The 16,839-nt window shown below is 69.2% G+C and carries 16 protein-coding genes; 6 read left to right on the top strand and 10 right to left on the bottom strand.

What is annotated here, in order from left to right; genetic code table 11:
• Nucleotides 1-1,190, top strand: a 1,190-nt coding sequence (locus AC27VN_RS01895; RefSeq protein WP_490875427.1) for an NAD-dependent succinate-semialdehyde dehydrogenase, incomplete at its 5' end; no start/stop codon positions are given.
• Nucleotides 1,191-1,211: 21 nt separating this feature from the next.
• On the opposite strand, the gene AC27VN_RS01890 is transcribed toward AC27VN_RS01895, so the two are convergent.
• The 6 genes from AC27VN_RS01890 to AC27VN_RS01865 are packed head-to-tail and all read right to left on the bottom strand — an operon-like array spanning nucleotide 1,212 to nucleotide 8,319.
• Entirely contained in the window at nucleotides 1,212-2,777 is a 1,566-nt protein-coding gene (locus AC27VN_RS01890; RefSeq protein WP_490875426.1) for an ABC transporter substrate-binding protein, read from the bottom strand.
• 34 nt (nucleotides 2,778-2,811) lie between these two features.
• Nucleotides 2,812-4,476, bottom strand: a complete 1,665-nt coding sequence (locus AC27VN_RS01885) for an ABC transporter ATP-binding protein (protein WP_490875425.1) — start codon at nucleotides 4,474-4,476, stop codon at nucleotides 2,812-2,814.
• A complete protein-coding gene (locus tag AC27VN_RS01880) occupies nucleotides 4,473-5,300 on the bottom strand; it encodes an ABC transporter permease (RefSeq protein ID WP_490875424.1) in 828 nt (275 codons plus the stop codon). The genes AC27VN_RS01885 and AC27VN_RS01880 overlap by 4 nt, the downstream gene beginning before the upstream one ends.
• 8 nt (nucleotides 5,301-5,308) lie before the next feature.
• Nucleotides 5,309-6,253: an ABC transporter permease gene (locus AC27VN_RS01875; protein ID WP_093346492.1), complete on the bottom strand. Its 945-nt coding sequence runs from the start codon at nucleotides 6,251-6,253 to the stop codon at nucleotides 5,309-5,311.
• Between the two features lie 27 nt (nucleotides 6,254-6,280).
• A complete protein-coding gene (locus AC27VN_RS01870; protein ID WP_208507552.1) occupies nucleotides 6,281-7,159 on the bottom strand; it encodes a hydrolase in 879 nt (292 codons plus the stop codon).
• A 26-nt stretch (nucleotides 7,160-7,185) separates the two neighbouring features.
• Nucleotides 7,186-8,319 (bottom strand): C45 family autoproteolytic acyltransferase/hydrolase, encoded by a 1,134-nt coding sequence (locus tag AC27VN_RS01865; RefSeq protein WP_490875423.1) that lies wholly within the window; start codon nucleotides 8,317-8,319, stop codon nucleotides 7,186-7,188.
• A gap of 148 nt (nucleotides 8,320-8,467) precedes the next feature.
• Here AC27VN_RS01865 and AC27VN_RS01860 point away from each other — a divergent pair, with 148 nt between their 5' ends.
• Nucleotides 8,468-9,373, top strand: coding sequence for a LysR substrate-binding domain-containing protein (locus tag AC27VN_RS01860; RefSeq protein WP_490875422.1), 906 nt, complete (start codon nucleotides 8,468-8,470; stop codon nucleotides 9,371-9,373).
• A gap of 69 nt (nucleotides 9,374-9,442) precedes the next feature.
• On the opposite strand, the gene AC27VN_RS01855 is transcribed toward AC27VN_RS01860, so the two are convergent.
• Nucleotides 9,443-10,633, bottom strand: a complete 1,191-nt coding sequence (locus AC27VN_RS01855; protein ID WP_490875421.1) for a DUF8607 domain-containing protein — start codon at nucleotides 10,631-10,633, stop codon at nucleotides 9,443-9,445.
• Nucleotides 10,634-10,790: 157 nt separating this feature from the next.
• Between AC27VN_RS01855 and AC27VN_RS01850 the strand changes: the two genes are divergently transcribed.
• Together AC27VN_RS01850 and map are read left to right on the top strand one after the other, a co-directional pair.
• Complete coding sequence (locus tag AC27VN_RS01850; protein ID WP_490875420.1) at nucleotides 10,791-11,069, top strand: ParD-like family protein; 279 nt, start codon at nucleotides 10,791-10,793, stop codon at nucleotides 11,067-11,069.
• Complete coding sequence (gene map / locus AC27VN_RS01845) at nucleotides 11,066-11,860, top strand: type I methionyl aminopeptidase (RefSeq protein ID WP_490875419.1); 795 nt, start codon at nucleotides 11,066-11,068, stop codon at nucleotides 11,858-11,860. The genes AC27VN_RS01850 and map overlap by 4 nt, the downstream gene beginning before the upstream one ends.
• A gap of 12 nt (nucleotides 11,861-11,872) precedes the next feature.
• On the opposite strand, the gene AC27VN_RS01840 is transcribed toward map, so the two are convergent.
• On the bottom strand, nucleotides 11,873-13,264 hold the full coding sequence (locus tag AC27VN_RS01840) for a tryptophanase (protein ID WP_490875418.1): 1,392 nt from the start codon (nucleotides 13,262-13,264) through the stop codon (nucleotides 11,873-11,875).
• A gap of 246 nt (nucleotides 13,265-13,510) precedes the next feature.
• On the opposite strand from AC27VN_RS01840, the gene AC27VN_RS01835 reads away from it, so the two are divergent.
• Entirely contained in the window at nucleotides 13,511-13,993 is a 483-nt protein-coding gene (locus AC27VN_RS01835) for an Lrp/AsnC family transcriptional regulator (protein WP_490875417.1), read from the top strand.
• Nucleotides 13,994-14,002: 9 nt separating this feature from the next.
• On the opposite strand, the gene AC27VN_RS01830 is transcribed toward AC27VN_RS01835, so the two are convergent.
• Nucleotides 14,003-14,905 (bottom strand): LysR substrate-binding domain-containing protein, encoded by a 903-nt coding sequence (locus AC27VN_RS01830; RefSeq protein WP_490875416.1) that lies wholly within the window; start codon nucleotides 14,903-14,905, stop codon nucleotides 14,003-14,005.
• A 108-nt stretch (nucleotides 14,906-15,013) separates the two neighbouring features.
• Here AC27VN_RS01830 and AC27VN_RS01825 point away from each other — a divergent pair, with 108 nt between their 5' ends.
• Nucleotides 15,014-15,892 (top strand): aldo/keto reductase family oxidoreductase, encoded by an 879-nt coding sequence (locus AC27VN_RS01825; RefSeq protein ID WP_490875415.1) that lies wholly within the window; start codon nucleotides 15,014-15,016, stop codon nucleotides 15,890-15,892.
• Nucleotides 15,893-15,901: 9 nt separating this feature from the next.
• Here the strand turns inward: AC27VN_RS01825 and AC27VN_RS01820 are convergent, their stop codons facing one another.
• Nucleotides 15,902-16,813: a LysR family transcriptional regulator gene (locus AC27VN_RS01820; protein ID WP_203206678.1), complete on the bottom strand. Its 912-nt coding sequence runs from the start codon at nucleotides 16,811-16,813 to the stop codon at nucleotides 15,902-15,904.
• Nucleotides 16,814-16,839 lie beyond the last annotated feature (26 nt).

Genomic DNA, 16,839 nt, shown 5'->3' with positions numbered 1-16,839 from the left:
AGGACGACCTGGGCCGGCTGATGACGCTCGAGCAGGGCAAGCCGCTGGCCGAGGCGCGCGGCGAGATCGCCTACGCTGCCTCGTTCATCGAATGGTTCGCCGAGGAGGCCAAGCGCGTGGACGGCGAGGTGCTGCAGCCGCAGCGCGCGGGCCAGCGCATCGTGGTGCTCAAGCAGCCGATCGGCGTGTGCGCCGCGATCACGCCGTGGAACTTCCCGGCCGCGATGATCACGCGCAAGGTCGGCCCCGCGCTGGCCGCGGGCTGCACCATCGTCGTGAAGCCGGCCGAGCTCACGCCGCTGAGCGCCTTCGCGCTCGGCGTGCTGGGGCTCGAGGCCGGCCTGCCGCCCGGCGTGCTGCAAATCGTGGCCGGCAACGCGCCCGAGATCGGTGCCGCGCTGTGCGAGAGCCCGACCGTGCGCAAGCTCAGCTTCACCGGCTCCACCGGCGTGGGCCGCGTGCTCGCGCAGCAGTGCGCGCCGACCATCAAGAAGCTCTCGCTCGAGCTCGGCGGCAACGCGCCGCTGGTCGTGTTCGACGACGCCGATCTCGACCGCGCGATCGAGGGCATCGTGGCCTCCAAATTCCGCAACGCGGGCCAGACCTGCGTCTGCGCCAACCGCATCTACGTGCAGGCCGGTATCTACGACGCCGTGGCGTCGCGGCTGGTGGCCGCGGTCGAGGCGATGCGCGTGGGAAACGGCCTCGAGGCCGGCATCACGCAAGGCCCGCTGATCGATGGCCGCGCGGTCGCCAAGGTGCGCCAGCACATCGACGACGCGCTCACGCAGGGCGCCGAGCTGCGCATCGGCGGCAAGCCGCATGCGCTGGGCGGCAGCTTCTTCGAGCCCACCGTGCTGACCGGCGTGACGCAGGCCATGCGCGTGGCGCGCGAGGAGACCTTCGGGCCGCTGGCGCCGCTGTTCCGCTTCGAGACCGAGGAGGAGGTCATCGCGATGGCCAACGATTCGGAGTTCGGCCTCGCCGCCTACCTGTTCACCGAGGACCGCCGCCGCCTCTGGCGCGTGGGCGAACAGCTCGAGACCGGCATGGTCGGCATCAACACCGGCCTGATCTCGAACGAGGTCGCGCCCTTCGGCGGCGTGAAGCAGTCGGGCCTGGGCCGCGAGGGTTCGCGGCACGGGATCGAGGACTACCTCGAGCTCAAGTACCTCTGCCTGCAGGACTGAGCATGGCGGCGCGGCGGCCTCTCACGAGGCCTTCGCGGCCGCCGACACGCCCCACAGCCGGGGCTTGCCTTCCCACACCGAGAAGCCGCTCAGGCGCTTGCGCACGCCCCAGGCGTCGATGCCGTTGAACAGCATGATCATCGGCACCTGCTGGATCATCAGCGCGTGGATCTGGTCGAACAGGGCCTGGCGCTTCTTCGGGTCCGATTCGGCGAAGCTGTCGTCGAGCAGCTTCAGCGCCTGCGGGTCTTCCCAGACCTTGCGCGACTGCTTGTCCTTCGGGCCCGAGAACTGCTCGTAGCTCAGCGCCGGGTCGAGCCGCGACGAATAGGTGAACGAGCTCATCTGGTAGTTGCCGCTGTTGTAGCGGTCGAGCTGCGTGGCCCATTCGAGCACCTCGATCTGCGCGTTGATGCCCACCGACTGCATCATGGCCTGCGCCAGCACCGCCACCGTGTAGCTCGGCACATGGGCGCGCTTGTTGGTCTGGATGACGATCTTCTCGTTCTTGTAGCCAGCCTCGCGCAGCAGCTTCGCGGCCAATGCCGGGTCGTAGTGGTAGCCCTTCTTCTGCACCGGGCCGTAGAAGGCCGAGGTCTTGTGGATGGCGGCGTTGTTGACCGTGCCCAGGCCCTCGGAGGCGGCCGCCACGATCTGCTCCATGTCGAGCGAGGCCGCGATGGCCTGACGCAGCTTCTGGTTCTTGAGCAGCGGGTCGCGGGTCTGGATCAGCAGCGCGTTCTTGGTGGCCTCGGTCGGCGCCTGCACGACGAGGTTGCGGTCGGTCTTGAGTTCCTGCGCGTCGCTCGAGGTGATCTGGGCCGCATCGATGGCGCCCGACTTCAGGCCCGCCGCGGCCGTGGCCGCGTCGGGCACGACCAGGAAGCGCACCGTGTCGACCAGCGGCGCCTTCAGGCCCACGTAGCCGTCGACCCTGGTCGCGCCCGGCGGCGAGGTGTAGCCCTTGAAGGCCGTGACCGTGACGTACTCGCCGCGCTTCCACTCGCCGAACTTGAAGGGGCCGGTGCCCACGGGCCTGTCCCAGCTGCCGTCGGCCTTGACCGAGCTCTTGTGAAGGATCGCCGTCATGCCGCAGTCGGAGCGCGCCAACGAATCGAGGAACACGGCCGAGGGCCGGTTGATCTTCATCGTGAAGGTGGCGTCGTCGGGCGTCGCGGTCTCGACCACCTTGAGGCCGTTGCGGCCGTCGTATTCGCTGAGGCAGCGCCAGTCCGTCTTCGGCTCCATGTAGCGCTTCCAGCTCCAGGCCACGTCGGCCGAGGTCAGCGGCGCGTCGTTGTGGAACTTCACGCCACGGCGCAACTTGAAGGTGTAGGTCAGGCCGTCGGGCGACACCTCGACCGACTGCGCGAGCAGCGGGCCGACGCTGCCGTCCTGCCGGTAGCCGACCAGGCCCTCGACCATGTTGAGCACGATGCCGTCGGTGGTGTTGTCGCGGTTCACGCCCGGGTTGGTCGAACGGATGTCGGCCGGCTGGGCGACCGTCACCGTGGTCTGGGCCAGCGCCGCGCCGCAGGCGAGGCCGGCGCCGGCGAGGGCTGCGAGTCGGAAGAAGGGACGGGGCATGGAGGACTCCTGCGATCGGAAAGGAAAAAGAACTTCAGGCGAAGGCGCTCTCGGCGCCGAAGCGCCAGCGCAGCCGCACGCCGCCGGCCTCGGTGGGCTCGAGCGCCGGAATGGCGGACAGCAGCCGGCGCGTGTAGTCCTGCCGCGGCGCGTCGAACACGGTGTCGCGCGTGCCCTGCTCGACGATGCGGCCGTCCTGCATCACGACCACGCGGTCGGCCACCTGCTCGACCACGCCGAGGTCGTGGCTGATGAACAGGCACGAGAAGCCGTGGCGCTTCTGCAGTTCGGCGAACAGCTCGAGCACCTGGGCGCGCACGGTGACGTCGAGCGCCGACACCGGCTCGTCGGCGATCACGAAGGCGGGCCGGCGCACCAGTGCGCGCGCGATCGCCACGCGCTGGCGCTGGCCGCCCGAGAGCTGGTGCGCATAGCGCGGCGCGTAGGCGGTGCCGAGGCCGACCTCGTCGAGCACCTCGGCCACGCGCTTCGCCTTGTCGGCCGTCGACATGCCGGGCACCAGCCGCAGCCCCTCGCCGACCAGCTGGCCGATGGTCATGCGCGGATCGAGCGAGGCGTAGGGGTCCTGGAACACCATCTGGCACTGCAGCCGGTAGTCGGCCCAGCCGGGGTCGGAGCGCGCGATCGGGCGGCCGCGGAACAGGATCTCGCCGCCGCCGGGCTTGAGCAGTCCGGCGATGGCGCGGCCCAGCGTGGTCTTGCCCGAGCCCGAGCCGCCGACCACCGCGACCACCTCGCGCGGACGCACCACGAGGTCGATGCCGTGCAGCGCGCGCTTCGGCGCGGTCTTGGCGAACAGCCGGCGCCGGCCGGGGTAGTCGATGACGAGGTTGCGCACCTCGACCACCGGCGGCTCGTCGGCCACCGCGCGCGCGGGCAGCCGGCGCGGCATGGCCTGCAGCAGCTCGCGCGTGTAGGGGTGCTTCGGCTGCTCGAGCAGGTCCTCGGTGCGGCCGGTTTCCTTCACCTCGCCATGCCGCATCACCACCATGCGCTGCGTGAAGCGCGCCACCATCGGCAGGTCGTGGCTGATCATCAGCACGGCGGTGCGGTGCTCGCGCGTGAGGCCCACCATCAGCTCGAGCACGTCGCGCTGCACCACGGCGTCGAGCGCGGTGGTCGGCTCGTCGGCGATCAGCAGCGCGGGTTCCAGCAGCATCACCGAGGCCAGCATCATGCGCTGGCGCATGCCGCCCGAGAACTCGTGCGGCCAGGCCGCGAGCGCGCCCTGCGGATCGCGGATGCCGACGCGCGCGAGCATGTCGAGGACGCGCGTGCGCCGCGCGGTGGGCGACAGCTCGCGACGGTGCAGCGCGAGCGCTTCCTCGAGCTGGCGGCCGATGGTCATCGACGGATTGAGCGAGGTCATCGGCTCCTGGAACACCATGCCCACGCGCGCGCCGCGCAGCTCGCGCAGCCGCGCCGGCCTGGCGAGCGCGAGGTCCTCGCCCTCGAACAGGATGCGGCCCGCGGTGCGCACCAGCGGCGGCGGCGTGAGGCCCATCAGGGCGCGCGCGGCCTGCGTCTTGCCGCTGCCCGATTCGCCGACGATGCCGACCATCTCGCCGGGCGCGATGTCGAAGCTCACGTCGCGCACGATCTCGCGGCCGCCGGGGCCGACGGCGAGCGTGAGGCCTTCGACGCTGACCAGCGCGCCGGTGGTAGGAGTGGAAGTCATTGCACGCCCTTCATGCGCGGATCGAGCCAGTCGCGCACCGCGTCGCCCAGCAGGTTGATGCCCAGCAGCGTCAGCGCGATGCACAGGCCTGGAAGAATCGAGAGGTGGCTGGCCTGCGCCATGAAAGGCCGCGCCGAGGCGAGCATGTTGCCCCAGGTCGGCGCCGGCGGCGGCACGCCCAGGCCGAGGAACGAGAGCGCGCTCTCGGCCAGGATCACCCAGCCGAACATCGAGGTGGCCAGCACCGTGAGCGGTGCGGTGCAGTTGGGCAGCACGTGGCGCACCATGGTGTAGAGCTCGGAGTTGCCGAGCACGCGCGAGGATTCGATGAACTCCTTCTCGCGCAGCGACAGCACCGTGCCGCGCACGATGCGCGTCACCGAGGGCGTATAGGCCAGCCCGAGCGCGAGCACGATGCCGTACTGGTTGGCGCCCACCACCGCGAGCAGGCCCAGCGCCAGCAGCAGGCCCGGGAAGGCCAGCAGCGCGTTGTTGAAGGCCATCACGATGCGGTCGGTCCAGCCGCGCAGGAAGCCCGTGAGCACGCCCACGATGCTGCCCACCACGATCGAGAAGCCCACCGTGAGCACTGCTATCCAGACGCTGGTGGCGGCGCCGGCCATCAGGCGCGAGAGCTCGTCGCGGCCGAACTCGTCGGTGCCCAGCAGGTAGCGTGCGCCGGGCAGCTTGAGCCGCGAGCCGAAGTTGATGCGCAGCGGATCGTGCGGCGTCCACACCAGGCTCAGGAGCGCGGCAGCCACGACCAGGCCGACGATGACGATGCCGACCAGGGCGTTGAGAGGTATGCGTTTGTTGCGGGTCATCTTCGTGCCTATTCGACGGCGACGCGGGGGTCGAACAGGGGATAGCAGAGATCGATCACGAGGTTGACCACCACGTAGATCACCGCCACGAACAGCAGGCAGCCCTGGATCACCGGGTAGTCGCGCGCGAAGATCGCGTCGACCAGCAGCCGGCCCAGGCCCGGGATGGTGAACACGGTTTCGACCACCGCGATGCCGCCGAGCAGGTTGCCCAGCACCAGGCCGATCAGGGTCCAGGTCGGGCCGAAGGCGTTCTTGAAGGCATGGCGCATCAGCACCGCGCGTTCCGACAGGCCCTTGGCGCGCGCATGCGTGATGTAGTCCAGGCGCAGCACCTCGAGTGTGCTGGCGCGGGCCATGCGCATGAGCACGCCGATCTCGTGCAGGAACAGCGTGAGGATCGGCAGCACCAGGTACAGCAGGCCGTTCTTCCAGTCCTCGGCGATGCCCACGTAGCCCACCACCGGCAGCCAGCCCAGCTTGAGTCCGAACAGCAGCAGCAACAGCAGGCCGAGCCAGAAGGTCGGGATCGACACCAGCAAGGTGGCCGAGCCGACCAGCAGCAGGTCGGGCGCGCGGTTCTGTTTCCACGCGGCGACCATGCCGGCCGGCACCGCCACCAGCGCGGCCAGCGCCACCGCCACCAGCACGATGCGGCCGCTGATCAGGAAGCGCTCGGCCACCAGCGAGAGCACGTCCTGCCCGCTGTTGATCGAGGTGCCGAGGTCGCCCTGCAGCACATGGCCGAACCAGATGCCGAACTGCGCCGGCAGCGAGCGGTCGAGGCCGAGCCGCGCGCGCAGGTCGGCCAGGCTCGCGGGCGTGGCGAGGTCGCCGAGCAGCAGCTGCGCGGGGTCGCCGGGAATCAGCCGGATCAGGACGAACACCGACACCGCCACGATCAGCAGGGTGGGGACGGCCATCGCGATGCGGGCCGCTGCGAAACGGAACATGGGCCTTCTTCCTCGTGGTGGGTGGGGTCAGGCCGGCGACGGCGCGGCGCGCAGTTCTTGCAGGGCCTTGGCGAAGAAGTCCTGCACATGGCCCACGCAGGCCAGCCCGTTGTGCGGCACGTTGTCGAGCAGCTCGAAGGCCACCTTCACGCCGGCCGCCTCGAAGGAGCGGCGCAGCGTCTCGAGCCGCTCGGGCCGCGTGCGGCCGGCATCGTTGGCGCCCGGCATGAAGAACTTGCCGCCGGGCTTGTGCGTGATCTCCCAGGTCTCGATGTCGGCCTTGCCCGCGATCATGTGCACCGGCAGGCGGCGCAGCGCCTCGAGGTCCATGGGCTTGCCGAAGCGGGTTTCGAAGTCTTTGGTGCCGACCCACCAGCCCTGCTCGGGATCGATCAGCGTGACCGAGCCCGGCGCGCCGATCGACACGGCCCACAGGCGCTCGGGGTGCAGCATCGCGAAGCGGTTGACGAACTGGCCGCCGCCCGAATAGCCGAACAGCGCGAAGCGGCCGAAGTCGCAGCCGAACTTCTCGCCCACCTCGGCCACCATGTCGAGCAGCACCTGGTCGTAGCGGATGTCGGCCTCGATCAGGTGCTTGAAGCCGTCGCGGTTGCCGTCGCCGCGCACGCCGGCCGGGAACAGCGGGCACAGCACGATGCAGTCGTTCCATTTCGCGAAGCCGCTGAAGGCCTCGCGGTAGTTGACGAAGGCGCGGCCGGTGCCGTGCACCACCACCACCAGCTGCATCGGCCGCGTGCCGGGCTGGCCCACGTGCTCGGGCACGTAGGTGCAGTAGGAGAAGCGCGGGTCGCTGCGCGCGGCGTAGATGGTGCTCGGGCCCAGGTCGTAGAGGGTACGGGCGCGCCGCTCGGCGAGGGCGGCGGGGGCTTCGGTGGTGTCGGTCATGGGAATGGTGGAACGATGGGAAAGGACTACAGCGTGTATTCGCGGAAGTGGCGTGCCTCGTAGGGCTTGCGCGCCACCCACATCACGCGGTTGGCCGCGTCCATCAGGGTGGTGGCCACGGTGGCCGAGATGCTGCTGAAGTCCGCGGGCTTGGGCGTGCGCAGCACGCCGTCGGGCTTGCCGAATTCGTCGGCCAGCGCGGCCTTGACGTCGCTCCAGTCGATGCGGCTCTCGACGCGGCGCAGCGCGTTCTCCACGCGGTGCTGGCGGTAGATGCTGTCGGGGCGCTGCGGCAGGCCGGGGTCGCGCAGCTTCAGCGTGGCCGCGGGCGACATCCAGTGGTTGGCATGCACCAGCAGGTCGTTCTCGGGCAGGGTCCAGAAGATCTCGCCGGGCGAGGTCTCGAGGCTGATGCCCGAGCCATCGTTGCCGCTGGCCTGCGCGAGGATCATGTTGTTGGCGCAGTAGCGCTTCGAGGCCCAGATGGTCTTCATCGCCTGCGCCAGGTTGGCGGCTTCGAGCACGCGGCGGCGCAGCAGCACCAGCGGCACGCCCGGGCCCTTGCGGAAGTCCTCGTCGCAGGTCAGCGAATTGCCGGTCAGCGACACGCCATGGCTGTTGAAGCCGTGGCGCGCGAGCGCGCCGGCCTCGGTGAAGGTCAGCATGTCGGGACCGTTCTCCGCGCGGATGCGCAGCACGATGCCGGTGTCGACGCATTCCTGGCGCCAGTCCCAGTTGTGGGCATGCATCAGGCGGCCGCTGGCCGAGCGCGCGGGCAGCACCACGAGGCCGGTGCAGTCGCCGTCCTCGCTCGATGCGGCGTCGATGGCCGGCGCCGTGGCCTGCTTCATGTCGGCATAGCCGAACAGCATCTCGGTGCGGCAGTTGATCATCACCACGTCCTCGAGCGCGACGCCCGCGCCTTCGGCGATGCCGCGCATCTCCTCGAGGTAGCTCGCGTCGTAGGCCGCGATCACCGGCAGCATCGACTGCGCGAGCTGGCGGATGGTGGCGTCGTCCAGGCCGCGGCGGCCCAATTGGGCGCGATAGAGCGCGATGCCGCCGGCCACGCGCTCGGGCACCGCGCGGCCGTGCTGCACGCCGCGCGCATGCGGCGTGCCGGAAACATCGACGAGGGGAAAGTATTCAGGGGTGGTCATGGCGTTGGTTTGTCATCGGCCTGCCGCGCGAAGGCGGTAGTGAACGGCGCGGCGGTGGCGATGGCCCGCATTGTTTGGCAGGCACAGGAAAAAATAAATTTAAAAATCGTTTAGAGTTAATAAAGGATTTGTTTATCGTCCCGGTCCCATGAGCACCATCCGTTTCCTGCGCACCTTCGTCGCCGCGGCCCGCGGCGGCTCGTTCGCGGCCGCGGCCGACCAGGTCGCGCTGACGCAGGCGGCTGTCGGCCAGCAGATGCGCGCGCTCGAGGCCGAGATGAAGAAGTCGCTGTTCGACAAGACCGGCCGCACCATGGCGCTGAGCCCGGCCGGCCACCTGCTGCTACCGCGCGCCGAGGAGCTGCTCGCGCAGTACGAGTCGATGCGGCGCGACCTGCAGGACCAGCGCCAGATCGCCGGCACCATCAAGCTCGGTTCGCTGATCTCGGCGATGGGGCTGCTGTCGAGCACGCTGGCGGTGTTGAAGTCGCTGCATCCGAACCTCGAGGTGGAGCTGCGCGTGCGCGAGCAGACGCAGCTGATGCAGGACGTGATCAGCGGCGAGCTCGACGCGGCCGTGGTGGTCGAGCGCCAGTGGCCCGAGGCGCCGGGCCTGCTGTGGACGCCCTGCTACGACGAGGCGCTGACCGTCATCGCCAACTCGGGCATCGCCTCGGCCGAGACGCCGATCGCGAGCCTGTTCGCGAACCATCCCTTCATCCGCTTCGACCGCCGCACGCCGACCGGCGCGCGCATCGACAAGATCCTGCGGCGGCTGCAGTACGTGCCGAAGGAGTTCCTCGAACTCAACTCGCTGCTGGCCATCGCGGAGCTGGTGCGCAAGAACGTGGGCTTCACCATGGCGCCGCTGCTGAAGAACTTCGACTGGGAGAGCGACCCCGCGCTGTGCGTGCTGCACCTGCCGGGCCGGCCCGTGGCGCGGCGGCTCGGCATGCTCGAGAACGGCAAGCGCAGCCATGTGACGGGGGTGGTGCGCGAGGAGATGCTGGCGCATCTGCGGCGCATGAAGCCGGCGGCGGCGGCGGGGCTTTGAGGGGGCGGCGGCGATCGCAGCGGCGTTGAAGGCCTCGGGTCAGGAGGCGGGCTGGCAGAGAAGCGGGGCCTACGAAATCCAGTCCGCCACGGCTTTCCAGCGGCGCACCTGCTGATCGTCGATGTCGATGTTCGGCTTGGCCGTGGCCTGCTTGTCGCAATAGGCGCGGACGATGGCCTCCAGCTTGTCGGATGTCAGGCCCACTATCGCGGCGGCATTGATATTGGCCAGCATTTCCTGGCGGGTGGTGTATGTCGTCGCGCTCAAGGGGTTGAAGCCGGCCCCCTCGTCTGCCAGGGTGCGGCCACCGTTGCGCATCTCGTGCTTCACGCAATCGGCCGGGCTTTGGCGTGCAGCCTCTTCCTTGCGATAGGCTGCCACCTGTCGGGCATGCGAGGCCTGCCATCGTTCCACCTCGACCTGCACCTGGGCCTTGGCATCGGGGTTGCCGCACAGGGTTCGCACCATCTTGATGGCGGAGGGCGTTGCCGAGAGCGTCGCATTGGCACCGATCGCCGCGAACGCGCTCTTGCAATCGGCCGTGTTGAAGAGCTGCCGGTATTCAGCGATCGCGCTGTGGACTTCCGGCGGCGAGCGCTCGAAAGCCATCGCCACGTCGCTCGAGGTCAATCGCATGCCGCCCTGCAGAAAGAGCGAGACCACCCGGGCGTCGCCTTCACGCAGCGATTGATAGAGACGGCCATGGTCCCATTGCACGCCCGAGTTGGAAAGTTCCTTGCGTGGGTCGTCGCTGGTTTCGCGCTTCAAGGTAGCGGTCTTCTCGTTGATGGAGGAGAGGATCGTCGTGGTCTTCTTCTGCTCGTCCAGCATCGATTGAGAAATACCCAATTGCTTTTGTGCGACGGCGATCGCCGTCACGTTCTTGGCGAGGATGCCGCCTTCGTCGGCGCTGGCAAAGGACTTGGCGCTGAAGAAGAGACAACTGAGCGCGAACAGCATCACGACGTGCACCCCGTGCGCTAGAAAGGGATTCGGGCCCGACCAGATCCAGTTGAGTTCCGAGTCCTTGTTCGAAAGGCGGTGCCACCAGGGGGCGGGCGCCGATTCCTCGCGACCCCACAGCGAGGCGATCAGGTAGATGGCAACCGTCACCGCGACGATGCCGAGGAGGCCAACGGCAATCCAGCCACCGCGCGGCGTCAGGAGGTCGCCCAGAAATCCCACCGCCGCGCCAGGTAACGCGCCAGTGGCTACCAGTCCGGTCATTCGCTTGACGATCTTCGGGTCTTCTCCTGCCATCGAATCCTCCTGTTTCAAAAATTGTAGGCGAGCGATCCACGCATTCGTCGCGGCCCGGGGTCGCGACGCGCCTTGAACCCAAGGACTTCGTGACCGTGCAAGGCTTGCTGCGACACTTGCTATATGATTCGTATACGTTTCATATAGAAGAAAAACCATGGGCATCGTCAAGATCTCCGACCTCATGCACGAGAACCTGCGCGTCGCAGGCAACGCGCTGAGCCGCTCCATCAACGCGCAGGCCGAGCACTGGATGCGCATCGGCATGTTGGCCGAGCTGCATCCCGACCTCGATCACCGCGAGCTGTGCCAGCTGCTGGTGCGCGCCGAGATGGCCGGCGGGCTCGACCTCGCGATGGCCTGCGCGCCGAGCGAGCCGCATGCGCCGCGGCCATCGGGCCGCGCGGCGGGGCGGGCGGCGAAGGTCGTGCAATGAACATGGCCGTGCCGCTGAAGACGCCCGAGCAGATCGCGCTGTCGCGCAAGGCCGGGCACCTGGCGGCCGAGGTGCTGCAGATGATCGGGGCCTACGTGAAGCCCGGCGTCACCACCGATGAGCTCGACCGCCTCTGCCACGACCACATCGTCAACGTGCAGCGCGCGATCCCGGCCAACGTGGGCTACAAGGGCTTCCCGAAGACCGTGTGCACCTCCGTCAACCACGTGGTCTGCCACGGCATTCCCTCGGCGCAGAAGACGCTGAAGAAGGGCGACATCGTCAACATCGACGTGGCCGTGATCAAGGACGGCTGGTTCGGCGACTGCAGTCGCATGTACTTCGTCGACGAGCCGAGCCCGCTCGCGCGCCGGCTGGTCGAGACCACCTACGAGGCGATGCGCGCCGGCATCCTGGCCGTGCGCCCGGGCGCGACGCTGGGCGACGTGGGCCATGCGATCCAGAGCGTGGCGCACCGCGAGCGTTTCAGCGTGGTGCGCGAGTACTGCGGCCACGGCATCGGGCAGATCTACCACGACGATCCGCAGGTGCTGCACTACGGCCGGCCCGGCGAAGGCCTGCGGCTCGCGCCGGGCATGGTCTTCACCATCGAGCCGATGATCAATGCGGGCCGCCGCGAGACCCGCGAGCTGCCCGACGGCTGGACCGTGGTCACGCGCGACCATTCGCTGTCGGCGCAGTGGGAGCACATGGTCGCGGTGACCGAGGACGGCTTCGAGGTGCTTACGCCCTGGCCCGAGGGTACGGGCAGTTACCCGCCGATCGCCTGAACGCGGGCCGCGTCAGTCTCCGGCCCAGCGAAAACGCGCCGTGAAGTTGCGCAGCAGCGCCGGCTCGTAGGTGAAGGCCATGCCGCGGATGCGCGTGGCGCGCCGCGCCACCTCGGCCAGCGCGTCGGCCACGTAGTCCATGTGGTCGTTGGTGTAGACGCGCCGCGGGATCGTGAGCCGCATCGATTCGAGTGGTGCCTTCTCCTGCAACCCGGTGGCCGGATCGCGCCCGAGCAGCAGCGAGCCGATCTCCACCGCGCGCACGCCCGCTTCCAGGTACAGCTCGCAGGCGAGCGCATGCGCGGGAAAGCTTTCGGCCGGCAGGTGCGGCAGCAGCGCGGCCGCGTCGACGAACACGGCGTGCCCGCCGGTCGGGTGCTGGATCGGGATGCCCTGCGCGCGCAGCCGCTCGCCGAGGTAGGCGACCTGGCCGACGCGGTAGCGCAGGTAATCGGCATCCATGGCCTCCTCGAGGCCGACCGCGAGCGCCTCCATGTCGCGGCCCGCGAGGCCGCCGTAGGTGATGAAGCCCTCGCTGACCACGCAGCGTTCCTGCACGGCGCGAAACAGGTCCTGGTCGTCGCGGAAGCTGCAGAAGCCGCCGATGTTGACCAGCCCGTCCTTCTTCGACGACATCACCGCGATGTCGGCGCAGGCCATCATGTCGCGCACGATGCCGGGCACGTCGCGCCGCGCCTGGCCGGCCTCGCGTTCGCGGATGAACCAGGCGTTCTCCGCGAAGCGCGTGGCGTCGATCACCACCGGGATGCCGGCCTCGCGCGCGAGTTGCGAGGCCGCGCGCAGGTTGGCCAGCGCGACCGGCTGGCCGCCGCTGGTGTTGCAGGTCACGGTGGCCACCAGCGCCACCACGTTGGCCGCGCCATGGGTCTCGATCAGCCGCGCGAGTTCTTCGAGGTCGAAGTTGCCTTTCCAGTCGTGGTAGGTGGCGGTGTCCAGTGCCTCCTTCGTCAGTGCGTTGAGCGCGCGTGCGCCGGCCAGTTCGATGTGAAGCTTGGTGGTGTCGAAGTGGAAGTTCGACAGGAACACCGGCTGCTTCGCGCCGCGGCGCTTCACGAGCTCGGGGTAGAGCAGCTGCTCGGCCCCGCGGCCCTGGTGCGCGGGCACCGTGTGGCGATGGCCGAAGACCTTCTCGATGGTGTCGGCGAGCCGGTAGTAGCTGCGGCTGCCGGCATAGGCCTCGTCGGCCGCCATCATCGCGGCCCACTGGCGGTCGCTCATCGCGCCGCTGCCGCTGTCGGTCAGCAGGTCGATGAAGACGTCGTCGCTGCGCAGCAGGAAGGGGTTGAGCCCCGCTTCGAGCAGTGCCTGCTCGCGGTGCGCGCGCGTGGTCATCGCGATGCGCTCGATGGTCTTGATGCGGAACGGTTCGGGGATGCGCTTCATGGGTTCTCCTGATCGAAGCTCGGTGCGGATGGATCGAATGGCTGACCCGGGGCGTTCGCGAATGGCGATGCAATGCAGTTGCGCATTCGTTGCCTATCGAGAGAAGATGTCTCGCCTGCTCTCGCCCCTGGGTCGAGCTCGCAACGATTCTTTCGCCCGGCTCGCGCAATGGGTTTTCATCGCGCCTGGGGAACACCCTCGAAGAAGAGAAGTCCTTTCGCCATTCCCATCAAACAGGAGAACATCTTGCAACCCGTACCGCTGGACTCGATGGACACCCGCATGCTCGAGGTGCTGCAGGGCCATGGCCGCATCTCCAATCTCGAGCTCGCGGCCGCGGTCGGGCTCTCGCCCGCGCAATGCAGCCGCCGGCATCACCGGCTCGAGGAAGAGGGCGTGATCGCGCGCTACGAGGCACGGCTGCGGCCCGCGGCCGTGGGCCTGCGCGTGATGGCCTTCGTCCAGATCGCGATGGAGCGCGGCCACGTGCGCGACTTCAAGCGCTTTCGCCAGGCCGTGACGCAACTGCCCGACGTGCTCGAATGCCACTCGGTGACGGGCGACGTCGACTACGTGCTCAAGGTGATCGCGCGCGACCTCGAGGCGCTCAGCACCTTCCTGACCGAGAAGCTCTCGGCGCTGCCCGGCGTGAGCATGGTGCGTTCGAGCGTGTGCCTCGAGGAGCTCAAAGGCGGCGCGGCGCTGCCGCTGGCGCAGGCAGGCGCCTGAAGCGCCGTCTCAGCCGCGCCGCGACTGCACGAAATCCACGAAGGCGCGCAGCGGCGCCGGCAGCCGCTCGCGCCCCTGGTAGTAGAGAAAGGGCCCGGTGAAGGGTTGCCACCAGTCCTCGAGCACGGGCACCAGCGCGCCGCTCGTCAATTGCGGCCGCAGCCATTCCTCGAACAGGTGGATCACGCCGATGCCGGCCACCGCCGTGTCGACCGCGAGCTCGACACCGCCGCCCAGGCGCACGATCAACGGCCCGTCGACGTCCACCGTCACCACCTCGCCTTCGCGTTCGAATTCCCAGCCCGCCATCGCGCCGCTCGCGAAGCGCCCGCGCAGGCAGGCGTGCTGCAGCAGGTCGCGCGGATGCATGGGGCGGCCGTGCGCCGCGAGGTAGGCCGGCGCGGCCGCGGTCGCCATGCGCTGGCGGCGCGGGCCGATCGGGATCGCGATCACGTCCTGTTCGAGCCGTTCCTCGTAGCGGATGCCGGCATCGCAGCCCGCGGCCAGCACGTCGACGAAGCTCTCCTCGACCACCACCTCGAGCAGGATCTCGGGATAGGCCGCGAGAAAGGGCGGCACGATCGCCGGCAGCACCAGCCGCGACGCGCTCGCGGGAACGTTGAGCCGCAAGGTGCCCGCGGGCTTGTCGCGAAAGCCGTTGACCACGTCGAGCGCGGCCTCGACCTCGCCGAGTGCGGGCCCGAGCCGGTCGAGCAGCCGCGCGCCGGCCTCGGTGGGCACCACGCTGCGGGTGCTGCGATGCAGCAGGCGCACGCCCAGCCGCGTTTCGAGCCGACGCACCGCCGCGCTGAGGCTGGAGGCGCTCACGCTCTGCAGCCGCGCCGCCTCGCGAAAGCCGCCCGCGCGCGCCACCGCCACGAAGACCGCCAGATCGCCGAGCTGTTCCGTCATCGCCTGTCTTTCGATTGTTCGTTTTTCCGCACGACCCGTGCGCATTGAGCCGGCTTATCGTACGCCGCCGCGGTGCCTACATTCAGCCTCAACCTGAAAGGAAAGCCCATGAACCCGCTCGACACCATCTCCACCTTCCGCCTCGGCAGCCGCGACGTGAAGCGCCTCGGCTACGGCGCCATGCAGCTCGCCGGCCCCGGCGTCTACGGCCCGCCGAAGGACCGCGCCGCCGCCGTCGCGGTGCTGCGCGCCGCGATCGAGGCCGGCGTGAACCACATCGACACCAGCGATTTCTACGGCCCGCACGTCACCAACCAGATCATCCGCGAGGCGCTGCACCCGTACCGCGACGACCTGACCATCGTCACCAAGGTGGGTGCCACGCGCGGGGCCGATGCCTCGTGGAACCTCGCGGCCTCGCCGGCCGACCTGCGCCAGGCGGTGCACGACAACCTGCGCAACCTCGGCCTCGACGTGCTCGATGTCGTCAACATGCGCAGCATGCTGGGCGTGCACGGGCCGGCCGAAGGCTCGCTCGAGGCGCCGCTGACTGCGCTCGCCGAGTTGCGCGAGCAGGGCCTGATCCGCCACATCGGCCTGAGCAACGTGACCGCGAAGCAGGTCGACGACGGCCAGCGCATCGTGCCGATCGTCGGCGTGCAGAACATGTACAACCTCGCGAACCGCGGCGATGACGCGCTGGTCGAGAAGCTGGCGCGCGAGGGCATCGCCTATGTGCCCTTCTTCCCGCTCGGGGGCTTCACGCCGCTGCAGTCGGGGGTGCTGTCGGAGGTGGCGGGCGAACTAGGCGCGACGCCGATGCAGGTGGCGCTGGCCTGGCTGCTGCAGCGCTCGCCGAACCTGCTGCTGATTCCGGGGACTTCGTCGCTGGGGCATCTGCGGGAGAACCTTGCGGCGGCCGGGCTGAAGCTGCCGGCCGAGGCGGTGGCGCGGCTCGACACGATCGGCGTCGGGTCCGGGCACTGAAGCACGACTTCAGGGCGGCAGGAAGAGCCCTTCGCCGACGCACAGCGCCATCTGCTCCTCGACGGCGCTGCGAAAGACCTTCGCGGCCAGGCTGACGGGCCGCCCTTTGGCCACCGCGAGCATGCGGGCCACCGAGAAGCCGCGCACCGGCACGGCCACGAGGCCTTGCCAGATGCTGGAGGTTCGCACCACCGATCTCGGCAGCACGGCAAAGCCCAGGTCGGCCCGCGTGAGTTGCGCGGCCCCTTCGTTGCCGTCGATCTGGATGACCGGCTGCATCACCCCATGCTCCGTCTCCAGGCTGTGCCGCAGGCCGAGGGAGATGATGATCGGCAGCTTGCGCAGTTCGCGCGCATGCACGCTCGGGCGCGCGGCCAGCTTCGAACCCGGAAGACAGAAGACCGCGATTTCCTGCCGCGCGAGCGGCGTGAAATGGATGTGCTCCTGATTGCCGGGATTCGACACGATGGCGAGCTCGATGGTGCCGGCGGTCAGCCGATGCAGCGCGTCGTCGGTGGGGCTCTCCGTCAGCTCCAGCCGGACCTGCGGAAAGCGCTGGCGGAAGTCCAGCGCGAGGCGGCCGTGGATCGCTTGCCCGACCGTCGGCGCCGACGACATCCGCACCGTGCCTCGCACGTCGCGATGAAAGCCGCGCATGCCGCGGTTGAAGTTGGAGACGTCCAGGGTCGTGCTCTCCACCTCGCGCAGGATGAAGCGCGCGCGTTCCAGGAACATGAGGCCGCTGTCGGTGAGTTGCACCCCCGCGATGCTCCGGTGGAAGAGGGGGCCGCCCAGGTCTTCCTCGAGCAGGCGCATCTGCCGGCTGATCGCGGACTGCGCCACGTGCAGCACCGCGGCGGCGGCACTGATGCTTCCCTTTTCCGCCACCGTCAGGAAGTAGCGCACCTGCCGCAGATCCATGGTTCGTCTCCAGAGCTTGTCCAGCT

Source organism: Variovorax sp. 20P10.2.4 (assembly GCF_058244205.1).
The sequence above is the reverse complement of the archived record's forward strand: the minus strand, read 5'-3'. Positions and strand labels throughout refer to the sequence as shown.